This window comes from Cyclobacterium qasimii M12-11B (assembly GCF_000427295.1).
Classification (GTDB): Bacteria; Bacteroidota; Bacteroidia; order Cytophagales; family Cyclobacteriaceae; genus Cyclobacterium; species Cyclobacterium qasimii.
In genome coordinates this window covers 164,297-190,638 of record NZ_ATNM01000091.1, presented here as the reverse complement: position 1 = coordinate 190,638, position 26,342 = coordinate 164,297, and the positions used below count along the sequence as shown (strand labels likewise).

At 39.4% G+C, this 26,342-nt stretch carries 26 protein-coding genes; 15 read left to right on the top strand and 11 right to left on the bottom strand.

Annotation, left to right across the window (positions count from 1 at the left end; genetic code table 11):
• Together cdaA and folP are read right to left on the bottom strand one after the other, a co-directional pair.
• The gene (cdaA, locus tag ADICYQ_RS09625; protein ID WP_020888729.1) at window positions 1-867 is read right to left on the bottom strand and encodes a diadenylate cyclase CdaA; all 867 of its coding nucleotides are present in this window, start codon (window positions 865-867) and stop codon (window positions 1-3) included.
• Window positions 864-1,748: a dihydropteroate synthase gene (gene folP, locus ADICYQ_RS09620; RefSeq protein ID WP_020888728.1), complete on the bottom strand. Its 885-nt coding sequence runs from the start codon at window positions 1,746-1,748 to the stop codon at window positions 864-866. Before folP ends, cdaA begins: the two co-directional genes overlap by 4 nt.
• A 14-nt stretch (window positions 1,749-1,762) precedes the next feature.
• On the opposite strand from folP, the gene ADICYQ_RS09615 reads away from it, so the two are divergent.
• Genes ADICYQ_RS09615 through ADICYQ_RS09605 form a run of 3 tightly spaced genes read left to right on the top strand, consistent with a single transcriptional unit; the run spans window position 1,763 to window position 3,940 of the window.
• The gene (locus ADICYQ_RS09615; protein WP_020888727.1) at window positions 1,763-2,311 is read left to right on the top strand and encodes a DUF1599 domain-containing protein; all 549 of its coding nucleotides are present in this window, start codon (window positions 1,763-1,765) and stop codon (window positions 2,309-2,311) included.
• A complete protein-coding gene (locus tag ADICYQ_RS09610; protein ID WP_020888726.1) occupies window positions 2,301-3,407 on the top strand; it encodes a BT_3928 family protein in 1,107 nt (368 codons plus the stop codon). The genes ADICYQ_RS09615 and ADICYQ_RS09610 overlap by 11 nt, the downstream gene beginning before the upstream one ends.
• Entirely contained in the window at window positions 3,407-3,940 is a 534-nt protein-coding gene (locus ADICYQ_RS09605; RefSeq protein WP_020888725.1) for a shikimate kinase, read from the top strand. Before ADICYQ_RS09610 ends, ADICYQ_RS09605 begins: the two co-directional genes overlap by 1 nt.
• Here ADICYQ_RS09605 and ADICYQ_RS28455 read toward each other — a convergent pair.
• The 3 genes from ADICYQ_RS28455 to ADICYQ_RS09595 all read right to left on the bottom strand — a co-directional run bounded on the left by ADICYQ_RS28455 (window position 3,923) and on the right by ADICYQ_RS09595 (window position 7,043).
• Complete coding sequence (locus tag ADICYQ_RS28455) at window positions 3,923-4,561, bottom strand: PorV/PorQ family protein (RefSeq protein ID WP_020888724.1); 639 nt, start codon at window positions 4,559-4,561, stop codon at window positions 3,923-3,925. The two genes, ADICYQ_RS09605 and ADICYQ_RS28455, sit on opposite strands and share 18 nt — an antisense overlap.
• Window positions 4,562-4,590: 29 nt before the next feature.
• A complete protein-coding gene (locus ADICYQ_RS28450) occupies window positions 4,591-5,394 on the bottom strand; it encodes a hypothetical protein (protein ID WP_235114531.1) in 804 nt (267 codons plus the stop codon).
• Window positions 5,395-5,678: 284 nt separating this feature from the next.
• The gene (locus tag ADICYQ_RS09595; protein ID WP_020888722.1) at window positions 5,679-7,043 is read right to left on the bottom strand and encodes a DUF5320 domain-containing protein; all 1,365 of its coding nucleotides are present in this window, start codon (window positions 7,041-7,043) and stop codon (window positions 5,679-5,681) included.
• 132 nt (window positions 7,044-7,175) lie between these two features.
• Between ADICYQ_RS09595 and proS the strand changes: the two genes are divergently transcribed.
• The 4 genes from proS to floA all read left to right on the top strand — a co-directional run bounded on the left by proS (window position 7,176) and on the right by floA (window position 12,367).
• Window positions 7,176-8,657 carry a proline--tRNA ligase gene (gene proS / locus ADICYQ_RS09590; RefSeq protein ID WP_020888721.1) on the top strand — a complete coding sequence of 494 codons (1,482 nt, stop codon included), beginning with the start codon at window positions 7,176-7,178 and terminating at the stop codon, window positions 8,655-8,657.
• A 289-nt stretch (window positions 8,658-8,946) separates the two neighbouring features.
• Window positions 8,947-10,611: an arylsulfatase gene (locus tag ADICYQ_RS09585; protein ID WP_020888719.1), complete on the top strand. Its 1,665-nt coding sequence runs from the start codon at window positions 8,947-8,949 to the stop codon at window positions 10,609-10,611.
• Between the two features lie 277 nt (window positions 10,612-10,888).
• Window positions 10,889-11,350 (top strand): NfeD family protein, encoded by a 462-nt coding sequence (locus tag ADICYQ_RS09580; RefSeq protein ID WP_020888718.1) that lies wholly within the window; start codon window positions 10,889-10,891, stop codon window positions 11,348-11,350.
• 3 nt (window positions 11,351-11,353) lie between these two features.
• On the top strand, window positions 11,354-12,367 hold the full coding sequence (gene floA / locus ADICYQ_RS09575) for a flotillin-like protein FloA (protein WP_020888717.1): 1,014 nt from the start codon (window positions 11,354-11,356) through the stop codon (window positions 12,365-12,367).
• Window positions 12,368-12,404: 37 nt separating this feature from the next.
• Here floA and ADICYQ_RS09570 read toward each other — a convergent pair whose 3' ends face one another.
• On the bottom strand, window positions 12,405-13,967 hold the full coding sequence (locus ADICYQ_RS09570; protein ID WP_040415420.1) for a WG repeat-containing protein: 1,563 nt from the start codon (window positions 13,965-13,967) through the stop codon (window positions 12,405-12,407).
• 114 nt (window positions 13,968-14,081) lie between these two features.
• The gene (gene hemA / locus ADICYQ_RS09565) at window positions 14,082-15,359 is read right to left on the bottom strand and encodes a glutamyl-tRNA reductase (RefSeq protein WP_040415417.1); all 1,278 of its coding nucleotides are present in this window, start codon (window positions 15,357-15,359) and stop codon (window positions 14,082-14,084) included.
• Between the two features lie 183 nt (window positions 15,360-15,542).
• Between hemA and ADICYQ_RS09560 the strand changes: the two genes are divergently transcribed.
• From ADICYQ_RS09560 to ADICYQ_RS09550, 3 genes are all read left to right on the top strand, one after another.
• Window positions 15,543-16,241, top strand: a complete 699-nt coding sequence (locus tag ADICYQ_RS09560; RefSeq protein WP_020888714.1) for a ComEA family DNA-binding protein — start codon at window positions 15,543-15,545, stop codon at window positions 16,239-16,241.
• Between the two features lie 54 nt (window positions 16,242-16,295).
• Complete coding sequence (locus tag ADICYQ_RS09555) at window positions 16,296-16,769, top strand: type I restriction enzyme HsdR N-terminal domain-containing protein (RefSeq protein ID WP_040415414.1); 474 nt, start codon at window positions 16,296-16,298, stop codon at window positions 16,767-16,769.
• 98 nt (window positions 16,770-16,867) lie between these two features.
• Window positions 16,868-17,581 (top strand): Crp/Fnr family transcriptional regulator, encoded by a 714-nt coding sequence (locus ADICYQ_RS09550; RefSeq protein ID WP_020888712.1) that lies wholly within the window; start codon window positions 16,868-16,870, stop codon window positions 17,579-17,581.
• Window positions 17,582-17,632: 51 nt separating this feature from the next.
• Here the strand turns inward: ADICYQ_RS09550 and ADICYQ_RS09545 are convergent, their stop codons facing one another.
• From ADICYQ_RS09545 to ADICYQ_RS09530, 4 genes are all read right to left on the bottom strand, one after another.
• On the bottom strand, window positions 17,633-18,322 hold the full coding sequence (locus ADICYQ_RS09545; RefSeq protein WP_020888711.1) for a 3-keto-disaccharide hydrolase: 690 nt from the start codon (window positions 18,320-18,322) through the stop codon (window positions 17,633-17,635).
• A 91-nt stretch (window positions 18,323-18,413) separates the two neighbouring features.
• Complete coding sequence (locus tag ADICYQ_RS09540) at window positions 18,414-19,130, bottom strand: gluconate 2-dehydrogenase subunit 3 family protein (RefSeq protein ID WP_020888710.1); 717 nt, start codon at window positions 19,128-19,130, stop codon at window positions 18,414-18,416.
• A gap of 4 nt (window positions 19,131-19,134) precedes the next feature.
• Window positions 19,135-20,874, bottom strand: a complete 1,740-nt coding sequence (locus ADICYQ_RS09535; RefSeq protein ID WP_020888709.1) for a GMC oxidoreductase — start codon at window positions 20,872-20,874, stop codon at window positions 19,135-19,137.
• 104 nt (window positions 20,875-20,978) lie between these two features.
• Window positions 20,979-21,668, bottom strand: coding sequence for an arylesterase (locus ADICYQ_RS09530; protein WP_020888708.1), 690 nt, complete (start codon window positions 21,666-21,668; stop codon window positions 20,979-20,981).
• 92 nt (window positions 21,669-21,760) lie between these two features.
• Between ADICYQ_RS09530 and ADICYQ_RS09525 the strand changes: the two genes are divergently transcribed.
• From ADICYQ_RS09525 to ADICYQ_RS09510, 5 genes are all read left to right on the top strand, one after another.
• Window positions 21,761-22,438, top strand: coding sequence for an ABC transporter ATP-binding protein (locus ADICYQ_RS09525; protein ID WP_020888707.1), 678 nt, complete (start codon window positions 21,761-21,763; stop codon window positions 22,436-22,438).
• 19 nt (window positions 22,439-22,457) lie between these two features.
• A complete protein-coding gene (locus tag ADICYQ_RS28445; protein ID WP_235114528.1) occupies window positions 22,458-22,655 on the top strand; it encodes a hypothetical protein in 198 nt (65 codons plus the stop codon).
• A gap of 23 nt (window positions 22,656-22,678) precedes the next feature.
• On the top strand, window positions 22,679-24,949 hold the full coding sequence (locus ADICYQ_RS09520) for an ABC transporter permease (protein ID WP_235114526.1): 2,271 nt from the start codon (window positions 22,679-22,681) through the stop codon (window positions 24,947-24,949).
• 84 nt (window positions 24,950-25,033) lie between these two features.
• Window positions 25,034-25,483, top strand: a complete 450-nt coding sequence (locus ADICYQ_RS09515; protein WP_020888704.1) for a MarR family winged helix-turn-helix transcriptional regulator — start codon at window positions 25,034-25,036, stop codon at window positions 25,481-25,483.
• Window positions 25,484-25,629: 146 nt separating this feature from the next.
• Complete coding sequence (locus tag ADICYQ_RS09510) at window positions 25,630-26,340, top strand: SIMPL domain-containing protein (RefSeq protein WP_020888703.1); 711 nt, start codon at window positions 25,630-25,632, stop codon at window positions 26,338-26,340.
• The last annotated feature ends 2 nt before the right edge of the window (window positions 26,341-26,342 follow it).

Below are 26,342 nucleotides of genomic sequence, written 5' to 3'. Positions count from 1 at the left end.
CTATAGTTCGGAAATTCGTTTCAATTCAGCCCTTCTTTCTGATTGATTGAGGGGCTCGAATTTATCATCAATTTCTTCTCCGGTCAGGTAATTGTTTATCAATTCCCGTACTTCCTGGAAAGAGAGGTTGTGAAGTATTTTTCCATTTTTGGCCAAAGAGACTTGGCCAGTTTCTTCTGATACAATAAGTATTAAAGAATCTGTAGCTTCAGACATGCCTATGGCCGCTCTGTGGCGAAGCCCAAATTGAGCTGGCACTTCACGTTCTGTGACAGGTAGTATGCACCTTGCTGCTTTTACCCGACCATTAAATATAATTACCCCACCGTCATGTAGGGGACTGTATTTGTTAAAAATAGATACCAAGAGTCGCTTTGAAACCAAAGCATCTATCAAATCCCCACTCTCTGCATAGAATTTCAATTCAGAATTTCTTGACAGTACAATCAATGCTCCGGTGCTAGAACCTGATAGGGTTTTAGACGCCTCTATTAATGGGGTGACATTGAAGGCTTGACTTTCTCTTTTTCTCCAAAACAATAATTCCTGCCATAGGTTTTCATTTGAAAATATGGAAGACTTACCCACAATGAGGAGAAACTTCCTGATTTCTTGTTGAAATAAAATAATAGCAGCCAATACACCTACACCCATGAACTGCCCCAAGATTATTGTAAGGAGTTCCATTTGGGCAGCACTTACAACCAAATAGATTAGATAAATGGAGAGAAATCCTAAAAATATCTTAATGGCCACACTACCTCGCATCAATTTGTAAACCTGATAAATGAGTACACTGACCAGTGTAATATCTATGAGGTTTACCAGAGAGATGTCCAGAAAGCCTATTTTAAAGAGTAAATTCAAGTGTAGATTTGTTTATATAATTTTAAAGTTTCGTTTGCTTCTTTTACATCATGTACCCTTAAAAGATTTGCGCCATTGATGAGTGCAGCCATGTGTAGGGCTGTAGTTCCATTCAACGCTTTTTCAGGGCTGGTTTCTAACAATTTATAAATCATGGATTTCCGGGAAACCCCTATTAGCAATGGCAATTTTAATGATTTAAAATAAGAAAAATTTCTAATAAGCTCGTAATTCTGTTCCAAGGTTTTGGAAAATCCCAATCCAATATCAAGTATTACATCTTTTATGCCAGCTTTATGACATTTTTTAACTTTTTCCGAAAAATAATATGAAATTTCTTTTTCGATATCGATATAATTAGAAAAATGTTGCATTGTTTGAGGTGTTCCTACCATATGCATACATATATATGGAACATCCAAACTACCCACTGTATCAAACATTTCAGCATCAAGTCCACCTCCTGAAATGTCATTAACTATGTCAGCACCTGCTAATACAGCTTCTTTGGCAACTGTGGATCTGAAAGTATCAATAGAAACCAAGTTGTCAGGAAACCTATCTTTTATACTCTTAATAACGTGAATTACTCTTTTAAGTTCCTCTTTTTCTGATACAGGCGCAGCACCAGGTCTGGAACTATAGCCTCCAATGTCCAAAATATGAGCACCTTCTTCGATCATTTTAGATGCTTTCGCTAAAATATCCTGTTCTTGACCAGTAGTTCTGCTCTTATTGTAAAAGGAATCGGGGGTACTATTTATTATCCCCATGATCCAAGGCTGGTCCAAAGCAAAAAGCTTTCCTTTGATTTGAAGTGTTATTTTTGGGGGAAATAAAGTATCTTCGAACTTGTAAACTGAATGTGAATTTTCTAACATAAAACACCGGTGCTTTGGAAACGCAAACCGCAAGCGAATATAATGAAGTTATTGGCCTTTGTAAAGAACTTTTTAAGAAGAAGACCCAAGATTATGGTACTGCATGGAGGATTCTAAGACTTCCCTCATTGACAGATCAGATTTTTATAAAAGCCCAACGAATAAGGTCCATTCAGGAAAAAGGGACCCAGAAGGTCGAGGACCCTATTAAAGATGAGTTTATTGGGATAATTAATTATTGCCTGATTGCATTGATGCAAAATGATTTGGCAGCCGATTCAAGGATGGAGTTAACATTTGAAGAATTGGAGCCTGTATATGACAAATGGGTAGAGGATACTAAAGATTTATTGGCCAATAAAAACCATGATTATGGTGAAGCCTGGAGAGGTATGCGTATTTCTTCAATTACAGATATTATTCTGATGAAGCTTTACCGGGTAAAACAAATTGAAGACAATCAAGGTCAAACGCTCGTGTCAGAAGGAGTAATCGCCAATTATCAGGACATGCTTAACTATGCGGTCTTTTGTATGATTAAATTAAATCAAAATGATCATTAAAACATTAATAGCAATTTCTCGTGTGCTGGTTGGAGGGCTCTTCATATTCTCTGGGCTGATCAAGGTAAATGATCCTGTTGGTACTTCTATAAAAATGCAAGAATATTTCGATGTTTTTGCCACTGACATTACCCCCATATTTGAACCCTTGAAAGCGATATCCTTACCCATAGCCGTGTTTCTGGTAGTGGTGGAGGTTGCTTTGGGTGTGATGCTTATCGTTGGTTGGCGATTAAAACGCGCCATTTTCCTTTTAGTGGCGATGATTCTGTTTTTTACTTTCCTTACCTTTTATTCTGCTTATTTTAATAAAGTAACGGATTGTGGATGTTTTGGAGATGCTATAAAACTTACACCCTGGGAGTCGTTTTACAAAGACATTGTCTTATTGGTGTTAATTGTATTTATGCTGGTATTTAAAGAATACCTGCCAAGTAACTATTCACGGTTTGGCAAATGGGTAACGATAGGTACTTTCGTTATCTCCCTTACTATGGCCATCTATGCCATTAGAAATCTTCCATTCATTGATTTTAGAGCCTTTAAAGAAGGCGTCAATATCAATCAAGCGATGCAGCCATCGGCCGAGCTGAAATATTCTTACCTTATGGAAAAGGATGGGGAAAAAGTTTCATTTGATCAATACCCTTCTGATGAAAGTTATACCTTTTTGGAAATGACTTTGAAGAATCCTGAAGTGCTTCCTAAAATTTCTGATTTTGCTGTTTGGAGTGATGCTGGAGATCATACCGATGAAATTCTTCAAGGTAAAAAATTATTGATCCTATCCAGTAATATAGAAAAGATAGTACTCTCAGTAAACGAACTGGACAGGATTAGTGCGTTGATCAATTCATTCCAGGGAACTGGAGTAAAGGTGATTTTGGTAGCCGCTTCTTCGGAGGAGGAAATGAAAAACTATCTTAAGGATAAAGGCCTTAATATTGGTTACTATATGGCAGATGCAACCGTCGTAAAGACCATCATTAGGTCCAATCCGGGTTTGGTGTTTTTGGAAGAGGGAACCATTCTCAAAAAGTTTCATTACCGAAATACACCATCACCTGAAATAGCGAAAAACATATTTTTTAAATAATGGATTCAAAAAAAATCATACTTGTAGGGATGCCTGGTAGTGGGAAATCCACTTTAGGAAAGTCCCTTGCCTTAAAGTTAAATTGGCCTTTTTATGATTTAGATGATTTAATAGAGGCGGCAGCAGGAAAAGCAATTGCTGAAATTTTCTCAACAGAAGGTGAGGGGTATTTCAGGAAATTGGAGTCAACCGTTTTGGAGGGTATTCTTAATAAAGAAGAGGCCTTTGTTTTAGCAACTGGAGGTGGGGCTCCTTGCTACAATGACAATATGGAGCTGATTAATAATAAAGGGGTTTCAGTCTACTTGGATGTGCCTTTAAATAGTATACTTCAGCGGCTAACGCATACTGAAGTGTCTATTAGGCCTTTGTTCTCAAGTCTGGATACTCCTCAAATAATTTTAAAGCTTAAAAACATGCATGCACAAAGAAGTGTATTTTATGAAATGGCAAAAATAAAACTCAGGGGAGAAGACAGTTCCCCTGAGTTGTTGATTTCTGAATGGCTGCCTTTGTTAAAAACTAAACCCTAGGGTTAGCAGTCCAGTAGTTCTGTTATTGTCAGTGATGGCTAAATCAGCACCAGGGAATGAAGAATAGTAACTGTTAAATTTACTATTCACAAGTCCTAAGTCTATACTAAAGCCCGATAATTTCACGCCTACTCCTCCCGAGATTTGATTGGTGCTTCTGTCAAGGTTTCCAGGATCTTTAATTGGATCCCCGAAATAGGCGTAGCCAGCCCGTAGCCTAAACATTTTTACTCTCAACTCTCCACCTACACTATAGTTTATCGTTTGACCATAAAGGTTACTGATTTCAATATTATCTTGTTCCGTATTGAATACATTTGACCTCAAATTGGCTGAACTGTAATCCAGGAAATTCGCATCAGCAGTAATGAATCCATTTTTACCGAAGAAATAGGTTAATCCAGTTCCGATACGCATCGGTGTTCTTAAACTATAGCTACTCATAAAAATATCAGTTTGCGCATCTGACTCAGAGACATTCCCGAATTCTGGATCTTGGAAAGGGGGGAAGAAATTGGCAAATATATCTGCATCATATTCCTCGTTAAACTGCGTCCAGGTAGGGGATTTGAAATTTAACCCAACGTTTAATTCGTCTATTGGCTTGTAAATAATTCCCAATCCAACATTGACGCCTGAACCTGTAAGGGTTAGGTTTTCTTGTAAAGAACTAAAAGGGAAGTTTGGTTATTGTCATCTAGAAATTCTTCATCGTAAGTCTTTGTAGAGCTATAGGATATAGAATTGATCCCTATGGATGCACCGATAAATAACTTGTTTTTATAATTTCCTCCATAGGAAAATCCAATTTGAGACATGGTCCCTTCATTCTGTACCTTCTCTGTTTTTTCTAATGCCAGCGTAGCATTTGGAGAATAATCATATCCTCCTCCACTAACAGGGTTGATGAGGAACGCATCAAAAAACAAACCATCGGTTCCACCAGGGACACCTATATCATTATAGACATCAACGTAATAATCTAAAATGGATCCTTGGTCAAATTGGTTGGAGAAATAGCCAAAATCGTTGTTATAGGTAGCCTGTCTATTGATACTGATACCAAAGGAGCCTCCTCGCCAATCGCCTACTTCTAATGGGCCTTTTGCCCTACTAATGACCACGCCAAGGTTTGGTAAAGAAAAGTTTGTTTTATTAAAGTTTTCTGTTTGCCCCAACAGTGAAGTGGAGGCATTCCAATCACTGTATCCTGCAGTGAAACTAAATTCTGAATTTTGATAAAAACCCAAACCAGCCGGGTTATTATGAATATTACTTAAGTCTCCCCCAAGTGAATTGCCAGTGCCTCCAAGTGAAGTGATTCTTGCGGTACCATTAGATCCATATTGGCTAAACCGGAGTGCGTCTTCGACGTAGCCACTTTGAGCTTTGACATCATTTATATGAAATGCAGCCAAAGCAGATAAAGATAAAATCAATTTAAATCCTTTCATGTCAATTCTATTAAATCCTTTTTTTGTTTTAATCCCCATGTGATTTGATACATGGGTTTCCATTGCCCTCAATCTTTTCTTAGGTTTTGAAATAATGAAGCGATACTATCCGAAACGGATATTCACGTGTTTAGGTTAAGGTAAAACGTTACTTCAAGGGTAGGTATTTAAGTAAATAAAGTCAATAAGAAGATGCCACTAGCATCCACAGCTGAGGATTAAGTGTAAAAAAGTACTATATACGATGGGGGTGATTTTTTAAAGAAGAGAAAAAAAAGAGGGAATTAATTCCCTCTTCTACTACTGCTACTGCTGCTTCCGGTACTTCTTGATGAAGATCCACTGCTACTCCTTGGAGCGCTATAGGTAGATGAAGACCTGGAAGGTGCAGAATATGTACTGCTTCTACTAGGTGTAGTAGAACGTTGTTGATAAGTTGGTGTAGTTGAACTCCTACTTCTATTGTAAGAAGGTGAAGAACTTCTACTGCTTGAGCTAGGTGCTGCATATTGAGACCTGCTATTGGTTGAGTTTATACTTCTTGACCTGCTATTGCTTGAAGGCGCAGCTGATCTGTATGTGCTACTATTACTTGAGTTACCATAACTACTTCTTGTAGAAGTGTTCCCTGACCTGTTCATTGCAGGAGAATTAATATTTCTTCTGGAAGGGGTAGCAGAGGCTGAGTTATAATAATCATTTTGAGATCTGCTGAATGAATTGTTGGTTGCAGACGATCTGTTTCTAGATACTACACTAGAATTGTTAGACAATGCGTCTCTTCTAGCAGTAGCCCTTGATGAGGTTGGGCTTGCAATACTCCTGCTTCTACTAGAGGAATTTGAATTGGCCAAAGAAGAAGATCTGTAACCCCTTGCTCCTTGAACAACCTGACGTCTGTTTGCTTCAGATCCACCTGGCAATACAATTACCGGAGAATAATATCCACCTCCATATAAACCTCCAAAACCTGGTCTGTAACCATATCCGTAGTTCATGAATGGGTCATACATTCCAAATCCACGTCCGAAATAAGGATTGCCAAAACCGAATCCCATTCCAAGGGAAAGGTTGAAACCTGATCTGTAACCAAAACCTGAGTTAAAGCCGAATCCTGAACTGTAAAATGGATCATAATAACCCATTCCACCAAATCCTGATCCGAAGTAAGGATTGTACATGCTTCCCATCATCATGGAAGACATTCCATAACTCATCATTGGGCTCATGAAGAAGTTATTATTAGTAACAGAACTTCCATTTGTACCTGTGTAGTTGTCATAGGCATTAATGTTTGGTTCTCCCGTGGCTAAGTTTGTTCCACTTTGAGAATCATCAAAATATACCGTAGACTCGTCAACAGATGGATCCGCTGACCGTTGGTATTTAGCTATATATTCCGGATTTACATTTCTTGCAGAAAAATTTTCTACGTCTCCGTCAATATCACGGATTTGTTCAATTTCCTTAAAATTTTCCGGATTATTATTTTTCACAGCAAATTCAGTCGCTATTCTTGAATCTGAAGCCATAAAGTACAAGTTGTCGACTTCACCGCCCATATTGCTGGCTTGGTAGCTAGTGCTACAGGCAGCAAGGCCTAAAATCGCAAATGCGCCTATTGTCCGAATTGGATTGAAATTAATCATATAGATATTTAGTTTATTCCTCACTTACTATATACGACGATATAACAAGAAGGTTATCATTTTTTAATTTATATTTGTCACAAATCAAGAATCTAAGATAAAGAGTTTTTTTATTACAACAAAGAAATAATAATGAGTAAAGGATTACCCAAGCGTAGTGAGGATTATTCCCTGTGGTACAATGAATTGGTGAAAAGAGCAGACCTCGCTGAAAATAGTGCCGTTAGAGGGTGTATGGTTATAAAACCATACGGATTTAGTATATGGGAAAAGATGCAGGCAGAGCTGGATCGCAAGTTTAAAAAAACTGGTCATAGCAATGCTTATTTTCCATTATTTATCCCAAAATCGTTTTTATCCAAAGAAGCCAACCACGTAGAAGGCTTTGCCAAGGAGTGTGCTGTCGTTACGCATTACCGACTTAAAAACGATCCTTCAGGAAAAGGAGTAATCGTAGATCCGGAAGCAAAATTAGAAGAGGAGTTGATCGTTAGACCTACCTCAGAGACTGTTATTTGGAGTACATACAAAAACTGGATTCAATCTTACCGCGATTTGCCTTTGCTTATCAATCAGTGGGCAAATGTGGTGCGTTGGGAAATGCGAACAAGGCTTTTTCTTAGGACAGCAGAATTTTTATGGCAAGAAGGGCATACTGCTCATGCTACCAAAAGAGAAGCAGAAGCAGAAACAGTACAGATGCTAAATGTCTATGCGGATTTTGCCGAAAAATTTATGGCCATGCCTGTCATTAAAGGAGTAAAAACCGAAAGTGAAAAATTTGCAGGAGCTGAGTCTACTTATTGTATAGAAGCGATGATGCAGGATGGAAAAGCTTTGCAGGCTGGTACCTCTCATTTCTTAGGACAGAATTTTGCCAAAGCGTTTGATGTAAAGTTTGCTACCAAAGAAGGAGGCCTGGAGCATGTATGGGGAACCAGCTGGGGAGTAAGTACCAGATTAATGGGTGCCTTGATCATGGCTCATTCTGATGATAAAGGCTTGGTATTACCTCCTAAATTGGCTCCAATTCAGGTAGTAATCGTGCCAATATTCAAAAGTGAAGAAGAACTCGAAGAAATTAGCGTTAAGGCGAAAGAAATAGTTGATCAATTGGACGATATAGGTATTTCTGTGAAATTTGATGACAGAGACACCTATAAGCCAGGATGGAAATTTGCTGAATATGAATTGAAAGGCGTACCGTTGAGGCTTGGAATAGGGCCCAGGGATCTTAAAAACAAAACAGTAGAATTAGCCCGTAGGGATGATTTTTCCAAAACTGTTATCAATTTTGAAACAGAAGATTTGATAACTATTATTAAAGATACCCTGGACAATATCCAAGATAGCATTTACCAAAAGGCCAAATCGTTTACCGATGAAAAAACAACTTCTGTGGATACATGGGAGGAATTTGTAGATGTCTTGGATAACAAAGGGGGATTTGTAGCGGCCCATTGGGACGGTACTGCTGAAACTGAGGAAAAGATCAAGGAAAAAACAAAAGCGACTATTCGATGTATTCCTCTTGATCAGGTAAAAGAGGACGGTCTTTGTATCGTTTCAGGAAAACCTTCTACAGGAAGAGTGCTATTCGCAAGAGCTTATTGATCAAGAAAGTTTAAAAGCATTGATTGCCAATGTTAATTTACTTGAATCGGGTTTTGATAGGAATTTAATAATAAAACAATGATTCTGATAAAATTAAGGGGGGCTTATTCCCTTAAGGAAAAAGTTGAATCCCTTGGACAGACTTTTCCCGATTACAAGATAGGAGATGAAAATAGGGTCATAATTTTAGATTATGGCCCTATTTTTTTATAATGCTAGGACATTAAGAATTGAAATACTTCTACTTAGGGGGACAAGTTATTGTGAAGCTTATTAACTAATATTAGATATGCAGGTAAATTATAGACCAATCGTTAATGTTTTTTTACTGTTTATGGCCCTGATCAGTGGCTTATTCACTGAAAATGTTTTTTCGCAACAAGCACCTAATAAAAAAACACCAGGTGGTCTGATTGATGATATCCCTACTAATAAAGCAAAGGTTCCTAATATCGTTCTCATTTTTGCAGATGACCTCGGCTGGTCTGATTTAGGTTGTTATGGTGGAGAAATCCCAACCCCTAACCTTGATGCATTGGCAGCCGATGGTTTGCGCTTTACTCAATTTTACAACAATTCTGTTTGTGGGCCTTCACGGGCATCCCTGTTGACAGGACTATATGCGCAACGAATTGGGCATACAGGTACTAACTGGAATGAACCCACAGATTATTCACGGTCTATAAATCTGGGTGAGGGGCTACAAATGGCAGGATATCATACGATGATGGTTGGGAAATGGCAAGATCCTGATATGCCTACCAAACGTGGGTTTGACCGTTTTTATGGCCCCATGTGTGCAGGTAAAATCAGTTATTTTGACGAGGTGGAGCCCAACCCCTTTTTTCTCAATGAATCCAAGGTTGAGCTACCTGATGACTTTTACCTTACAGATGACCTTACAGATTATGCCCTTGAATTCTTAAAGGAGTCCGAGCTGCAAGCTGCCACAGATAAAAAACCATTTTTTCTTTATGTTTCTCATATTGCCCCACACTGGCCATTACATGCTAATGAAGCCGATATTGTTCCCCATCGTAGTCGCTACCGCGAAGAGGGATGGAATGGATGGAGCATTAAGCGCTTAGAAAAACAAACTGAATTAGGATTGATCCCCCAAAATTGGCCTATTAATCCTCGGCCAGACAATGATGATGACTGGACGATGGACTCCTTAAAGAACTGGGAGGCTGAGCGAATGGCGGTATATGCTGCTCAGGTAGCATCCATTGACCAAAGTACAGGGAGGATTGTTGATATGCTGAAGAAAAGTGGGCAGTTTGAAAATACTTTAATCCTATTCCTTTCCGACAATGGTGCGGCCCCTGATGGTGGAGAGAAACCAACGACAAATGGATTTTTTGGACAAAATGAGAGTGGAACCTGGCGTCTTAACGGTGAAGCTGTACAGTTAGGGAGTGGGCCTGACAATCTTCCTGGTCCGGCAGATTCCTTTCAGGCTTATGGCCTCGATTGGGCACTTATGAGCAATACTCCCTTTCGGTCTACTAAAATGACGGGGTACGAAGGTGGTATCAGAACACCTTTAATAGCGCATTGGCCCAAAGGTATTCAGGCTCGTGGTGAAATAGTCAATGATGTGGGGCATATTATAGACCTTATGCCAACATTTCTTGAATTAGCAAATGGAACTTATCCAAGCGAACTTGAAGGTCGTAAGCCCCTCCCACTTGATGGCCAAAGCCTTAGCCCAATTTTTCAAGGAAAGAAGCTTTCCCCTCCTGATTTTTTAGCCTGGCGAGTGCCTGAAAATAGGGTTTTACGTTCCGGTGATTGGAAGATCATTTCGGAGGATGAAAACAGTCCGTGGGAACTTTATAATTTAGCTGCTGATGGCACCGAGACAACCAACCTTGCTAATAATTATCCAGAAAAGGTGAAAAATCTTGTAGGGAAATGGGAGCTATGGGTAGAATCTTGTAAAAATCAATGATGAAATCACAAGAAACTTTCTCATCGCATATTAGCGGCTTTACAGCATGTTTTGAATAAAAAGCTTTCACCTTGGGGTAGCATTGAATAGCATCCATTAGGTCTGATTCTGAAGAAGTTTTAGTTAAGCATTGTGAAGTACTTATGATTTCTGGGGATTTTCCTCAATAGAAAGCCAAATGATTCATTTCATTTGGCTTTCTATTGTTGCGAATTCTCGTAATTTTACAGAAAGCTAACCTCATAGAAAATAGGGGCGCCTTTAAAAAACGAATTTCATGGACTGGTTAATATTAATAAGTTTAATAGTTTTTGGTGCACTTTTGGTAATGTTGGAAGTTATTTTTGTTCCTGGGACCACTGTTGTAGGAATATTAGGGCTGATATTTACCGCATTGGGCATTTATCATGCTTTTCAAAATTTCACCCCTATGGTAGCCTATGGGGTATTGGCGGCTGCGGGACTGATTAATTTCGGGATGATCGTTTACGGGTTCAAATCCGGGGTTTGGGATCGTTTTGCACTTAAAGACACCTCTCTCGGAAGTGCTTATGAAGACCGTTTGCTTGGACTCGAAGTGGGGCAAGTAGGTGAGACGATTTCTGATTTTAAGCCTTATGGGAAAATAATTATAGCAGACAAGATTTATGAGGCAAAGTCTCAAGGTGGATTTATTCCCTCAAAAACAAGCGTTACCATTTCAAAAATTGAAAACAATAAAATCATCATAAAACCCTAAATTATGGATATTTCTAATTCGGTATTAGTACTGGTCGCTGCTTTTGGCGGTCTAATTTTATTATTTGTATTTCTCTATTTCGTTCCGGTAAATCTTTGGATTACTGCTATTTTCTCAAATGTTAAAGTTGGACTATTGGAACTAGTAGGTATGCGTATTCGAAAAGTGCCACCAGGGGTGATTGTCAACTCTCTGATCACTGCAACGAAGGCCGGACTCAACCTTACAACAAATGATCTTGAGACACACTTTCTGGCCGGTGGTAATGTGCCCAATGTAATCAGGGCATTGATTTCTGCAGACAAGGCCAATATTTCCCTCTCCTTTAAGCAAGCAACAGCAATAGACCTTGCGGGAAGAGATGTTTTTGAAGCGGTACAGATTTCTGTAAATCCAAAAGTAATCAATACGCCCAATGTAGCTGCGGTAGCTGCAGATGGTATTCAGCTTATCGCTAAGGCGAGAGTGACTGTTAGGGCAAACATTGCTCAGCTTGTAGGTGGAGCAGGTGAAGAGACCATCCTGGCAAGGGTTGGTGAAGGTATAGTGACTTCCATAGGCTCTGCAAAGAACCATAAGAGTGTGCTTGAAAACCCTGATAAAATTTCAAAACTTGTTTTGGAAAGAGGACTTGATTCTGGTACTGCCTTTGAAATATTATCAATTGATATTGCAGACATCGATGTTGGATCAAATATTGGAGCAAAACTTCAAATAGATCAGGCTACTGCAGATTTGAAAGTAGCTGAAGCAAGGGCCGAAGAAAGAAGAGCTATGGCTGTAGCGCTAGAGCAAGAGATGAAGGCTAAAAATGTAGAGATGAAAGCGAAAGTAACCGAGGCTGAGTCTGAGGTTCCTAAAGCGATCGCTGAAGCCTTTAGATCTGGTAATCTTGGTATAATGGATTATTACAAAATGGAAAATGTAAAATCTGATACCAGCATGCGTGATTCAATAGCAAAATCTGATGAAAACAAATCGTCAGACAGGTCACGAGGAAACGATAAAAATAAATAACAAAAAAGAAAGGGGTTTTAAGCCCCTTTCTTTTTTCTCATTCTTTTTTCAATTCTTTTTTACTCAATACTTCAGGAACTGCTTCTGTTTCGCTTTTTGCTAAAATCTTATCGTTTTTATTGTCAAACAGAATGGCATTGTAGAAAAGTGGCAATTCGAAATCCCCATTTTCTTTTATAACGCCGTATTTACCATCTTTCCTTATTAATATTTTATCCTTTGCTTCTCTTCTGATCTCTTCATAAACAGGGTTGCTTATAACGGTGCCATCAGGCTTTGCAAGGCCAAAGAGCCCTTTATCTTCCAACAAGTAATAACCATCCATCATTCTGCTGACCCTAGTGTAAGGGGTCTCAAGCATTGATTCCCCACTTTTATCGATCAAATTATAGGTGCCATCATTTTGAACTATAGCGATGCCCTGAAGAAATGGCCCTACTGTGTTGTAAGTGTAAGGAATAACCAACTCATTCTGTTGGTTTATATAGCCCCATTTGGTTCCTGTTTTTACACTGGCCATACCTTCGGAGAATATTTTTACCTGATCAAATTTGGGAGAAACCAAGGTATCTCCATTGGCATTGATAAAGCCAAAACCATCTCCTATTTTCGCTCCATAAGCACCTTCATTTCCAGGCAAAATACCGGTAGCTGTTTTTGTTGGCCTTACTTCCCAGTCACCTTCTTTGTTAAGTAATCCTGTAGTGCCATCCCTAAAGTGAACATTGAAATAATCTCCTGATTTTCGTACGGAATCCATTCCCACGATATCCAAAAGGATACCGTCATTTTTCATGATTCGCCTTAACTTACCATGAATGTATTCTACCATCACATCATTTTCTATGCTGATCCGGTGAAAGCTATTGTACCTGATGTCGGCAGTGGTTGACAGAGCGTTGATCAAAAGGTATTCATTGCTGTTTTTGGCGTAAAAATAACTGTCTTCCAAATGGGTCAATTCATCAATTACAGGTTTGAGAATGTATTTCCCTTCCATATTGATTAGACCAAGGCCTGTTGCTTCCCTGGCAACAATTACATCGTCTGTTGGATCGGTCAGTGACACATACTTGTGTTCAGGCGTTTCTGAGAGGGGTAAAATAAAGCTCCCATCGCTGTTTTGTGCTATTACCTGTCCATTTCTGGCTATTCTTGCTGAAGCAAAATTCCCAATTGAAAATGTTGATCTTTTTCCCCGATCGTATACGAAGTATTCTTCTCCTTTTCTGGCAAGTAATAGGGTGTAATAGGTATCTATCTCATCGTAAATGGCCGGTAAAACCTGCTCGCCATATTCATGAAGCGCCCCGAATTTATCGTTATTTTTGATGATGATCCAAGGTTCAAGAAATTGATATAGACTAGCATCTTCTATAACGGTAAAGGGTTCATATTTTGAATCCAAAAATGAAAGATCATTGTTCCATACATTGATTCTAAGGCTATTCCCAAGTAAAAAAATCTCACCCTTTGAAAGCTTTTTTTCCAAGTGAAAGTTGCTGTCAAATACTTCCCAGGTTTGGGTAGACCCTTCCCTCGCAAACATAACAAACAATAGCAAGGCTATAAAAAATTTAAACAGGTGAATTTTGTGCATTTTAGCGTGTTTTGGGGTGAAAGTAAAAAAGAAATTACAGCTTTCCGAATAAAACAATAAGGCTATTTTAATTGCCTCATAAAAAATCTAAATCTTTCGGGTGGTGGAATTTTACTAGTGATCTGTTTTTTTGACTTCTTCCTTTTCTAAATCAAAAAGGTCATTGATGATACCGATCATTTCTTCAGCTTGATCACGTTTGCAGGCAGCCCTTAATTGCACCACAGGTACTTTAAGGATCTTTTGCATCATACTTTTGGTCATCTTGTCTATGATGTCGTATTGCTGACTATCAGCATTCTTAAGGTATCTTTCAAGCTCTTCCTTACGGATTTGCTCAAGGCTGTTTTTAAGTTTATTGATGGTAGGGGAGACCATCATTTCTTTTTTCCAATCGTAAAACTCTTTAATGTTCTCTACAATAATGTTTTCTACGTGAGGTATAGCCGCTTTCCTTTTGCTCAAGGTTTCGGTAGCCTTGCTACGGATATTGTCCACATTGTAAAGCAATACTCCAGGGAGGTCTTCCACTGCCGTATCTATGCTTCTAGGAACAGAAAGGTCTACCAGTAATTTATAACTTTTAATATTGAAGCTGCTGATAAGTTGTTTGCTGATCAATGGCTCAGGCATTGCTACAGAGGATATGATTACATCTGCCTCTTTCATCGCTTCAAAACATTCCTCGAAAGGGATGGCTTCGAAATCATATTCAATGGCCAATTCCAATGCTTTAGAATAGGTCCTGTTGGCAATTTTTACTTTTGCGTCTTTCAGGTAAACCAGGTTTTTGGCTACATCTTCTCCAATTTCGCCCAAGCCTACTAATAGTACTCTTGGTTGATGGGTGTTGGAGGTGAGCTCTTCAATCAACTCTACTGCTGCGTAGGATACTGAAGCAGCCCCGTCCCTAAAGGCCGTTTCTTGTACAACCTTCTTATTGGTGAAGAAGATGGTATGCATGAGGCGATGCAGGAATGGTCCTGCCATGTCCATGTCTACCGAAGTCTGATAGGCACGTTTCACCTGATTGGATATTTGCATGTCACCGATTACCTGAGCCTCAAGTCCCATTGCAACCCTGAAAAGGTGCGATATGGCAGATTTGTCATCATGAAAGATGTCAAAGTACTCCAGATAGGATATGGTGTCCATCAGGCCTCTCTCTAGCCCTACAAGCTTGATGATTTCTGTGGAAAGATCCAGCTCGTGGCTGTAATAGATTTCTGTACGGTTACAGGTAGATAGAATCAGGGTGTCGGTAAGACTAAAAAACTCTCTCAATTTTCCCAAAAGTGAGCGTACCGCACCATCATCCAAAGATACCAACTCCCGGATTGCTACAGGGGCATTTTTATATGATAGACTTAAAGCTTTAAACTTTGACTGCATGATAACCAACTTTCAGCTACAAATTTATTATAGAATTGGGACGAAATGAATTAATTCAGCAAAGGGAGTTTAATTTATAATGCTTCTAAATAAATTCGTCCTCTTTTTATTCCTTATACAATAAGGCGATTTTTTGGAATAACATTCCATTATTCTTAATTTAACTATGTAATAGGGAAAACTATGTTGAATAAATGGTTTTATGTGTTGAAATCTTATTTGGGTTTTACCCGACGGGAAATGCGTGGATTTGTCTTTGTGATCCCCGTTTTAACCTTGTTGTATGCCGCTCCCTATTTTATTGAGAGGCATAACCGTTCAGCAGCCCAAGCTTCCTATCTTGCTTATATTGCTGAGAATAAAACTTTATTTTCTCAAGAATCTTCTTCTCAGGAGAGCAATGAGAAGTCAAGCCAGGAGCGGAGGGGAAGTGAAAAGAAAGGCAATGCTACTCCTACACTTAAAAGACCTACTAAACCCAGCTTGAATAAAATATCTTTTGCTGAGACTACTGCTGTGGAGTTGCAGATGGTGCAAGGTGTTGGGCCGGTTTTGTCTGCTCGAATAGCCGAATACAGAGACAATTTAGGGGGCTTCAATGCGCCTGAGCAACTTTTGGAAGTGTATGGTGTGAATGCTGAACTGGCAGAGAAAATTTACGATGTATTTACCTTTGAACCCAAGATTGAAAGACAATTAAATGTCAATTTGGCGGATTTTAAACAGTTAATTAAGCATCCCTACATAGATTATGGAGCTGCCAAAGTTATTTTGGCTTATAGAAATCAGCATGGGAATTACGATTCAGCGAAGGATTTGTTAAACATTAAAATTTTCAACGAGGCCTGGGTTGATAGGATTACGCCTTACCTGTCCTTTTGAGTTTTATTCTTGCCATAAGTTTTGCCGTCCGATTATTTGTTGGAAATTTGTCCAATGAAGGATTTGGTTCAACATTTGGCCTCAATTGAGCTGAATTTACCGGCTTATCCCATGGATATTGAAAAGGGAGAGCAAGGTAAGTATTATGTTTTTGATCCGATTAGGAAAAAGAAGCTGCTTTTAACCCCTGAAGAATGGGTGAGGCAACACATAATCCATTATCTCGTCAAGAACATGAATTATCCCGGCAGTTTGATCTCCTTAGAAAAAGGGTTGAAATACAATGCTTTGCAAAAACGCTTTGATATATTGGTCTTGGACAGATCTGGGGAGGCCTTTTTTTTGATCGAATGCAAAGCGCCGGATGTCAAACTAAATCAAAAGACTGTTGAGCAGGTTTGCCTATACAATAACAACTTCAAAGCGCCCTTTATTTGCATAAGCAACGGTCGCATGCATTTCTGCCTTGAGCGAGAACCAATAACAGGCAAGTATTCTCAAATTAGTCATTTCCCAATATTTGAATAAATCTCAGTATTTTAAGGTCCTGAATTTTGAAAATAAAAGTGACGTTAGTCATGTAATTTGTTAAATTTGCCTAGTCACTTATTAAATGGTGTTTCATTATGATGAATAAAGTTAAAAGTACCCCTTGCGAAATGTGCTTGAGCAGGAAGCTTTCCTTATTCTCAGGACTTGGAGATGAGCATTTATGCAATATTTCTGAAGGGAAAAATTTCATATCGCACAAAAAAGGTCAGATCCTTTATTATGAAAATACCAAGCCTTTAGGTGTTTTCTGTGTCAATAGTGGCGTGGTTAAGATTTTTAAAACGGCCTCCAATGGCAAGGACCAGATAATTCGACTTGCCCAAAAGGGTCATTTAGTGGGGTATTCATCCTTGATAGGTGAGGAGTCCTATTCGACTACTGCTACCATTGTGGAAGATGCAGGGGTTTGTTTTGTACCTAAGGAGGTGTTTTTGAAGGTAATGTCAGAAGACGGTGATTTTCATCAGCGACTTACCCAGGCACTTTGTCATGACATGGGGCTTATGGAAAGCCAATTGACAGATGCGACCCAGAAATCGATTAGAGAACGTCTGGCTTTGACCTTGCTACAATTGGGTGATAGTTATGGTGTTGATGGTGGAGATAGACAGCGGCTTGATATAGCGCTTACACGTGAAGAGATTGCCGGGCTTGTTGGGACAGCTACTGAAACAGTGATTCGGTTATTATCAGAATTTAAAAAAGACAAGCTTATAGACCTTCAAGGAAAGAAAATAATTTTATTGAACCGAAAAGGACTTGCCAGGCTTTCTGATTTCTACGGGTAGCCAATAAAGAAGATATTTAAAGCCCATTTCTGGGCTTTTTTTTGCTTCCTACTATTCAGAAAGTTCCGTTATCGGTTCGAGAATAAGTTTTCTGAATTCCACTTTTGCTCCTTCAGCCTGGACAGCTATTTGTCCTTTGGATGCGGTACAATTGTATCCTTCATTTACGAAGTCCCCATTTACCCAGACCTTAACCCTGTTGTCCAGACATTCTATTACCATTCTGTTCCACAATCCGGGAGTATTTTCCGAACCATCAGTAAGGTTTAGTATCCTTCTTTTTTTACCCTCTATTACGCCCCATTCTTCTTTTGGGCCTCTTCTTTCGACCATGTTGTCCACTTCGATGTTTTCTACGATGCACCAAAAATCGCCCGCATTTTCATGATACATTTGGACTTCAATGGATTTGGGGAACATTTTATATAGTGACCTCGGCGTAGAAGCATGTATTAATATACCACAATTGCCCGTGGCTTCTGGGAATCGGTATTCCGTAGTAATCCTATAATTCTCATACTCATCATCAGTAATTAAGTGGCCCTGAGGGTTCCCCATACTTATAAGCAATCCATCTTTGACAACAAAAGAAGGACTTACATTTTTGTTGGTATCTTGCTCAGGAACATCCACGTGCCATCCCGAGAGATCTTTTCCATTGAAAAGAGGTAACTGCTGTGCAATAGAAGGGCTGAGTAGAAATACAAAGGCCAATGAAGTCAGGGAAAAAAGCGTTTTCATATTGTAGTGGTATTATTGTGAATTGAAAAACAAACAGGGGAACACCTTTTAAGACGCTCCCCTGTTGATATTGATTAGTACTCGGACAAGCTTATCCGATCAAGTTGCCATTGTCATCCCATTGGGCAATGGTTCCCCTTGTAGTTACATCAAGATATACGTCTTTGTATTTTGGGTCGTTTTCTAAACCATGTTTGGCCAATACTTCTTCAGGTACACCGTCCCATGCATTTGGTTTGTTACCTACATAACCCAAGTCTTTGAAGCCTTCTTCGCTAGTAAAAAAGCCAGTTGCAGTTAGGTTTCTAAGGTTGTTAAAAAACTTCACACCACTTAGATTTTCAGGTTTCGCAGTGTCAGGGTAAGCGATAAGGTCTATGACTTGTATGCGTTGATCTTCAGATATTTCAAGGAATTTGTTCCCAAACATTTCATCTGATTTGTAATCAAGCCATAACAGACCTCCTCTTAGCGGTGTTTGGTAGCTAGGAATGTCTTTTACCATGAATTCAATAAAGTCAGGTACACCGGCGCCAGTTGCGCTTCCTGAAGTGTCATCCGCAGGTATGATCATGTCCACAAGGATGTCTAATTTCTTTCGCTCATCTTCAGTGAAAAAAGTGGAGGATTTTAGACTTTCATTATGAATGATCTCTTCAGGCGTACGGCCATAGCTTCCAAACTCTCCTATTTTAGGGTTGTGAGGAATTTCTACAGTTTCAGGGGTTTCTGGCCCGCAGCCTGTAAACAGTATACCCGAAGCCAGGGAACCTGTAAATAAAAGTTTTAAGTTTTCTCTTCTGTTCATCGCTTTAGATATTTTTCTTGTTCAGTTGATCAATAATATATTCGGAAGTTCTCCAAGAGTTGGCTAAAATCGTCCAGGTAGGATTTTTATCTGCCTGTGAGACAAAAGCACCACCATCCACTACAAATAAATTTTTGCAATCATGTGCTTGAGAATATTTGTTTAAAACGGATGTTTTAGGATCATTGCCCATACGGGTGGTTCCTACTTCATGAATAATCCTTCCAGGTTTGTGAAGTCCAAATTGTTTGTCAGCACCCGGTTTGCTGCCGAGCATTACTGCTCCCATGCTGGTTAATATTTCTTCAAAGGTTTCATGCATGTGTTTGGCCTGGTTCAATTCCTGGTCACTCCATGTGTAATGAAATTTCAAAACAGGAATACCGTATTTGTCTACTACCTGGTCGTCAATTTCACAATAATTTTCATATCGTGGAATGCTTTCACCTCGACCAGACATGCCTACAGTACTTCCGTAAAATCTTCGAATATCCTTTTTGAGCCCTTCACCATAGCCGCCATTTACGCCAGGATTTCCAAACTCATCTTTGACATGTTGACGCATGGTGTCCATACCTCCTCCAAAACCGTAGGAAGGCATTCCCATTCCACCCCAATATTCAATATGATAGCCTCTGGCAAAATCCAGGTTTTTTTCATTTAGCCACCAAGGGGTATAGACGTGCATGCCACCTACTCCATCCTCATTGTACCTTTCCCTGTCCATCATGTCAGGTAAGATCCCCATTCTGTCAGCACCAGTAGAGTCATGCAAGTAATGCCCTACATGACCAGAACTATTGCCCAATCCATCAGGATGGTTTTTGGATTTTGAATTTAACATAATCCGTGCTGATTCACACGCAGATGCACCCAATACTACTACCCTTGCAGATAGCTTGTATTCTTGCATGTCTAGTTTACTAATATAGGTTACGCCGGTAGCTTCGCCTTGTTCATTGGTCATTACCGTTCTCACCATGGCCATGGTGAAAAGATCTACCTGACCTTTTTTCATTGCGGGTTTGACCAGGCAAGTACCTGCAGAGAAATCTGCATAAACCTGACAGCCTCTGTTACATTGACTACAAAAGAAGCAAGTTCCCCGGTCATTGTTTACAGGTCTGGTAAGTATTGAAAGTCTAGAAGGTATAACGGGTATATTGACTTTATCCGCTCCCTTTTTTATGAATAATTCGTGTAAACGTGGCTTTGGTGGAGGGAGGAAATTACCGTCAGGTTCATTATTAATTCCTTCTTTGGAGCCAAATACACCAATTAATTTATCTACTTTGTCGTAATAAGGAGCCATGTCCTCATAGCTGATAGGCCAGTTTTCACCAAGGCCATCAAAATCTTTACGCTTAAAATCCAAGGGGCCAAATCTTAAAGAGATTCTACCCCAGTGGTTGGTCCTTCCACCGAGCATTCTCGATCTAAACCAGTCAAATTCACTGCCTTCAGCACGTGTATAGGGTTCTCCTTCTATGTCCCATCCGCCAATCGCAGCATCAAAATCTCCAAATGGACGTACTGTACCAGCACCTCTCCTTGGGGATTCCCATGGTGGTCTCAATTGGGTTCTGTGATCCTCTAATGCGGGGTCAAAATCAGCGCCAGCTTCTACTACTGCTACCTTTAATCCAGCTTCTGCCAAAATTTTGGAAGCCATTCCACCGCCTGCTCCAGATCCTACAATAATTACATCGTAAACATCTCCAGCAGTCTGTATTTGAATACTCATCCTTTGTTTTTATTAATTACTCGGAAAAATTAAGATAATTTTCTGATAATAAAAAGAAACATTTTTAAAGAACAATACCTCCAATGCCAAAAAGAGGCTATTAATTATAGTAACGGTCTTAAATGTTTCCAAACTGTTCGGGCGACGATTTGTTGCCCGTCACTTGTTGGGTGGATGCCGTCTGGCAAGTTTAATTCCGGATTGCCGGCAACCCCTTCCAAAAGAAAAGGTATAATGGCTACACTTTGTTTTTCAGCTACCTCGGCATACATCTCTCTGAATTCTTCTGAATATTCCAGCCCCATATTGGGAGGGATTTGCATTCCCGCCAATAAAATCTTAGTGCTTGGGAATTTTTTGGATACAGCAGAAATAATTGCATTGAGGTTCTTTTTGGTCTCTTCAAGAGGAATTCCTCTCAACCCATCGTTTCCGCCTAATTCAAGAACAAAGACTTCTGGCTGTTCTTCAAGAAACCAATCCAACCTACTGAGTCCACTTGCAGTGGTTTCTCCACTTAAACCACCATTAATCACATGGTAGTTTAAGTCAAGGCTGTCTATTTTATTCTGAATTAAGGAAGGAAAAGAAGCCTCTTCGTCCAGTCCATAGCCAGCGGTAAGGCTGTTGCCATAAAATAGAATGTACTTTTTTTCGCTCTTTTCTTCAGCTTTAGTCGTTTCTGGTGCAACCTTTTTGGCTGTTTCCTGTTTTTGATTACAGGAAACAGTTAAAGATGAAATTACTGCAAGCAGGAGAATGGCAGTGAATGCTGTTTTTATTGCTCTTAACATTTGAATTATTTTTACAGTCAATTATCAAAAATACTAAACTTAATCCACTATTGTTTTTGTTCAAAAGGGATAAGTTTTTTTCTTTGAAAGATATGAACATACTAAGCGTTGAAAATCTGACCAAAACCTACCGAAGCGGAAACAGGGAACTTACTGTTTTAGATCAGGTTAATTTTGAGGTCGAACAGGGTAAAACCCTATCTATTGTTGGTCCTTCTGGTAGTGGCAAAACCACCCTCTTGGGACTTTGTGCCGGACTGGATGTCGCCAGTTCAGGAAGTGTACTAATAGATGGAAAGCCCCTTGAAAACATGACCGAAGACCAAAGAGCTGGCATAAGAAACCAGATGGTAGGGTTTATTTTTCAGAATTTTCAACTTTTACAAACATTAACTGCTTTAGAAAATGTAATGGTTCCATTGGAGCTGAAGAAGCGGAAGGATGCCAAAGAGAAAGCCAAAGAGCTTTTGGAAAATGTAGGTTTGGGAGATCGACTTACCCACTATCCAAATCAACTTTCTGGTGGAGAACAGCAAAGGGTTTCCATCGCCAGGGCTTTTGCGAATGAGCCTAAAATTCTTTTTGCAGATGAGCCAACAGGTAATTTGGATACTGAAACAGGTGAGTTGATAGAAAACCTGATTTTTAACCTCAATGAACAACATGGGACTACTTTGATCTTGGTTACACATGATCTTGAATTGGCAGCCAGAACCCACCATTCCTTACATATCAAAGGCGGAAAAATACAGGAGGCTACCAATGGTTGATTGGGGTTGGTCTTTTAAAATGGCGAAAAGAGAGTTCAGAAAAACAGGTGTAAAATTAATCTTGTTTGTTTCTGCTATTGTTACCGGTATTGCAGCTTTGGTTGCAGTCACTTCCTTTGGGGACAATTTAAGTAAGGATATTGACAATCAGGCAAAGGAATTATTAGGAGCAGACCTGCTGCTAAAGAAAACCAAAACATTGAGTTTCTTGAAATAGAAGAAATCGCTAGTGAACATTCCTTGGAAATCAACTTTGCTTCCATGGTGTATTTCCCTAAAGTAGGAGATAGCAGGTTGACTCAGGTTAGGGCTTTGGAAGGGGAGTATCCCTATTACGGAACCCTTGAAACATTGCCTCAGGAAGGCGAAAGGGCATTTAGATCAGGAGGAAAGAAGGCATTGGTAGAAAAAACCCTGATGGCACAGTTTGGTGCGGTCGTGGGAGACAGTATTAAGGTGGGAAATGTAACCCTTGAGATTGTTGGAGCTTTGCAAAAAGTCCCTGGACAAACGGGAATTACGGCCACAGTAGCGCCAGCAGTTTATATCCCTATGGATCAACTTGAAGCTTCAGGTTTGGTGCAATATGGCAGCAGGGTCAATTACAACCATTACTTTTTATTTCCTGAGACCTTTGATTTACAATCCTTAATTGATGAAAATAAAGATGTTTGGGATGAAGACAGGGTGAATTTTGATACGGTTCAATCCCAAAAGGAATCTACTGGAAGGTCTTTTGAAAACCTCTCGAATTTCTTGACCCTTGTGGCTTTTATTGCAGTATTACTAGGCTGTGTAGGAGTAGGAAGTGCAGTGAATGTTTTTGTGAAAGAAAAGCTCCCCTCAGTTGCCGTTTTAAGGTGTCTGGGAGTGAAAGCCCTGGATATAATTGTTGTTTATCTGGTGCAAATTTTCTTCATGGGATTGGTTGGTTCCATCATAGGGGCCATAGCTGGTGCATTGCTTCAGTTTTTATTGCCTTTGGTGTTTAGTGAATTTTTGCCTGTTGAAGTGACTGTGCAATTGGCTTGGGGAGCCATTGGTGTTGGTATTGTTACTGGTGTAATGATCTCCATTCTGTTTGCTTTGATTCCTCTTTTGAAGATCCGAAAGGTTTCTCCAATGATGACCTTAAGGCCAGATGATCAATCTGGCGGTTTTGGAAACGACCCTGCAAGGATATTTGTCTTATTTGCCATTGTCGTTTTCATATTGCTTTTCAGTTTTTTCCTGTTGGGGAAATGGGACCAAACACTTTGGTTCACGGGATTTGTGGTTTTGTCATTTGGCGCTTTATGGCTCTTGGCAATGGGAGTGATGAAAGCAATTCGAACCTTTCTCCCAATTTCCTTAAACTATCCGGTGAGGCAAGCATTGTCCAATTTATACCGTCCCAATAATCAAACAGTATCTCTTCTGGCGACGATAGGCTTGGGGACTGCCATGATAGGTACTTTGTTTTTTATCCAAGACCAACTTCTGGATGAGGTTCGTTTTGCAGACAAAGAAGACCAGCCCAATATGTTGTTTTTTGACATTCAGACCAGTCAGGTAGACAGCATGATAACAGTGCTTGAATCCGAAGACCTTCCAATATTGCAACATGTGCCTATTATTACTATGGGCGTTTCTGAGGTCAATGGACTTTCAAAATTGGACAATGAGGAGCTTGAGGACGAAGAGAGGAGATCAGGTTCTTTTTACAATAGAGAATTTAGAGTTACCTATAGGGATAGCCTTATAAATACAGAAGAGTTGGTGGAAGGTGCGCTTAAGCCATATAATGTGGAATCAGACAGTATTTTTGTTTCCATGGAGGAAGGTTATGCGGAGCGAAACCATATGAAAATTGGAGACGAAATAGTATTCAATGTACAGGGAAGGCCTTTGACAACCTATGTTGGGAGTATAAGAAAGGTTAACTTTAGAAGGGTCTCTACAAATTTCCTTGTGGTTTTTCCTGACAAAGTATTAGACAATGCACCGAAATTCCATGTGCTGATTACCAAAACAAAAGATGACATAGCTTCTGCAAATATTCAAAATACGATCGTCAGACAGTTTCCAAATGTATCTGTTGTGAACCTAAGTATGATTGTAGAAACCCTTGAAGATCTTTTGGGCAAGATTGGATTTGTTATTCAGTTTATGGCTTTCTTCAGTATTCTAACAGGAATATTGGTATTGATTAGCTCCTTGCTCATTAGTAAATTTCAGAGAGTTAGAGAAAATATCCTATTAAGGACAATAGGCGCTGAAAGAAAAGTGTTGATAAAGATAAATATTCTGGAATACCTCTTTCTTGGTAGCCTGGCAGCTGGTGGGGGATTGGTGTTGTCTGTTCTGGCCTCTTTCCTGCTTAGTTATTTTGTTTTTGAAATAGCGTTTAGTTTGGCTTGGCAGCCTTTATTCATTGTGTTTGGGCTAATCACTGGGCTTACGGTGTTTTTAGGCTGGATAAATAGTTTGAACATACTTAAAGCAAATACGATGGATATTCTAAGGTCTTAGCAAGCCCTCAAAAGTGAATCAATAATTGGTAAATGAACCTTTTGGATATAATCAATGTATCTAAATTAGATACAAGTACATCAAATGAAAATTGAAGAGGAAATAAAACAAAATCCATTCAAAGACGGCTATACAAAAGCATTTGTAAATTTATTGTTTACTCAGAGTTATTTGGTTACCCGCCAGAGTAAGATTTTTAAGCCTCATGATTTATCGCCTGAGCAATACAATGTGCTCAGGATTTTGCGAGGACAATTCCCCAACCCCACTACGGTTTCATCCATTCAGGAAAGAATGCTTAACAAAATGAGCAATGCTTCCAGATTGGTGGAAAAGCTAAAACAAAAGGGGATGGTGAAACGCTCGGCATGTCCCAAAGACAGGCGACAGGTAGACATAGTAATTACTAAAAAAGGGCTTGAACTTTTAGAATTGCTAGATGCTGAGGTTAAAAATTTCAATGTTGACACCATTCACCTCGACGAAAAAGAAGTAGACCAGCTCAATACCCTTTTGGATAAATTGAGAGGTTAAAACTTTAATTTTCTATAGGGGTTCTATTTGCTGGCCCATTCATTTTTTTTCGTAACACCATAGCCTCAGTTTCTTTTTGGCCTATGATTTGTTAAAGGATTGTCTGAATAGAAACAGTTAAAATACTAATAATAGGAGGTAGGGGTATGAAAAAGTTACTTGCAATAGTTTGTTTATTTATAGGGTTTCAGATGATGTCTATGGCACAAGAAACCTCTAAAATCTCGGTTGACGGTAAAAGTGAAATCAAGGTTTTGCCTGATGAAGCATTGATTCGGGTTTCACTATCCATGAAAGCGATGAAAACAGCGGATGCCACTGAGGGGCTCAATAAAAAAGCAGCCGAGGTAACCAAGGCCCTCAAGAAAAGCGGAGTAGATAATTATGAATTAAAGGCGGACAACTACTTTGTCAATGTAAATAGGGTGTATACAAAAGGCACATCTAAGGACAGTGGTTATGTGGCCAGCCAAACCCTAAGAATATTGGTGAAAGATAATTCTGGAGAAGACTTGGTGAAAATCATGGAAACCCTGCACAATAATATTGATATGGGCTTCCAATTTGAGTTTCAATTGTCTGACAATAAAAGGAAAGAATACGAAGCGGAATTGTTGCGCTTAGCTATAAAGGATGCTAAAAACAAAGCCGAAATAATAGCCAATTCGCTTGAATTGGGGAAGATAGTTGTTCATCAGGTGATTTATGGCGATTTCACTAGTTCTTATCAACCAAAAATGTACGGGGCTGAATCTATGAGGATTGTCGCAGACAATCAGCGAACACCACCTACTATCGAACCGGATGAGCAAACCTTAACTGACCAGGTAAAAGTGATTTTCACCTTCGATAAATAAAT

Coding starts and splice junctions, on each gene's coding strand:
- folP (WP_020888728.1), bottom strand. CDS start 1,748: ATGTTAGAAAATTCACATTCAGTTTACAAGTTCGAAGATACTTTATTT.
- ADICYQ_RS09610 (WP_020888726.1), top strand. CDS start 2,301: ATGATCATTAAAACATTAATAGCAATTTCTCGTGTGCTGGTTGGAGGG.
- ADICYQ_RS09605 (WP_020888725.1), top strand. CDS start 3,407: ATGGATTCAAAAAAAATCATACTTGTAGGGATGCCTGGTAGTGGGAAA.
- ADICYQ_RS28450 (WP_235114531.1), bottom strand. CDS start 5,394: ATGAAAGGATTTAAATTGATTTTATCTTTATCTGCTTTGGCTGCATTT.
- ADICYQ_RS09595 (WP_020888722.1), bottom strand. CDS start 7,043: ATGATTAATTTCAATCCAATTCGGACAATAGGCGCATTTGCGATTTTA.
- proS (WP_020888721.1), top strand. CDS start 7,176: ATGAGTAAAGGATTACCCAAGCGTAGTGAGGATTATTCCCTGTGGTAC.
- ADICYQ_RS09585 (WP_020888719.1), top strand. CDS start 8,947: ATGCAGGTAAATTATAGACCAATCGTTAATGTTTTTTTACTGTTTATG.
- ADICYQ_RS09580 (WP_020888718.1), top strand. CDS start 10,889: ATGGACTGGTTAATATTAATAAGTTTAATAGTTTTTGGTGCACTTTTG.
- floA (WP_020888717.1), top strand. CDS start 11,354: ATGGATATTTCTAATTCGGTATTAGTACTGGTCGCTGCTTTTGGCGGT.
- ADICYQ_RS09570 (WP_040415420.1), bottom strand. CDS start 13,967: ATGCACAAAATTCACCTGTTTAAATTTTTTATAGCCTTGCTATTGTTT.
- hemA (WP_040415417.1), bottom strand. CDS start 15,359: ATGCAGTCAAAGTTTAAAGCTTTAAGTCTATCATATAAAAATGCCCCT.
- ADICYQ_RS09560 (WP_020888714.1), top strand. CDS start 15,543: ATGTTGAATAAATGGTTTTATGTGTTGAAATCTTATTTGGGTTTTACC.
- ADICYQ_RS09555 (WP_040415414.1), top strand. CDS start 16,296: ATGAAGGATTTGGTTCAACATTTGGCCTCAATTGAGCTGAATTTACCG.
- ADICYQ_RS09550 (WP_020888712.1), top strand. CDS start 16,868: ATGATGAATAAAGTTAAAAGTACCCCTTGCGAAATGTGCTTGAGCAGG.
- ADICYQ_RS09545 (WP_020888711.1), bottom strand. CDS start 18,322: ATGAAAACGCTTTTTTCCCTGACTTCATTGGCCTTTGTATTTCTACTC.
- ADICYQ_RS09540 (WP_020888710.1), bottom strand. CDS start 19,130: ATGAACAGAAGAGAAAACTTAAAACTTTTATTTACAGGTTCCCTGGCT.
- ADICYQ_RS09535 (WP_020888709.1), bottom strand. CDS start 20,874: ATGAGTATTCAAATACAGACTGCTGGAGATGTTTACGATGTAATTATT.
- ADICYQ_RS09530 (WP_020888708.1), bottom strand. CDS start 21,668: ATGTTAAGAGCAATAAAAACAGCATTCACTGCCATTCTCCTGCTTGCA.
- ADICYQ_RS09525 (WP_020888707.1), top strand. CDS start 21,761: ATGAACATACTAAGCGTTGAAAATCTGACCAAAACCTACCGAAGCGGA.
- ADICYQ_RS28445 (WP_235114528.1), top strand. CDS start 22,458: ATGGCGAAAAGAGAGTTCAGAAAAACAGGTGTAAAATTAATCTTGTTT.
- ADICYQ_RS09515 (WP_020888704.1), top strand. CDS start 25,034: ATGAAAATTGAAGAGGAAATAAAACAAAATCCATTCAAAGACGGCTAT.
- ADICYQ_RS09510 (WP_020888703.1), top strand. CDS start 25,630: ATGAAAAAGTTACTTGCAATAGTTTGTTTATTTATAGGGTTTCAGATG.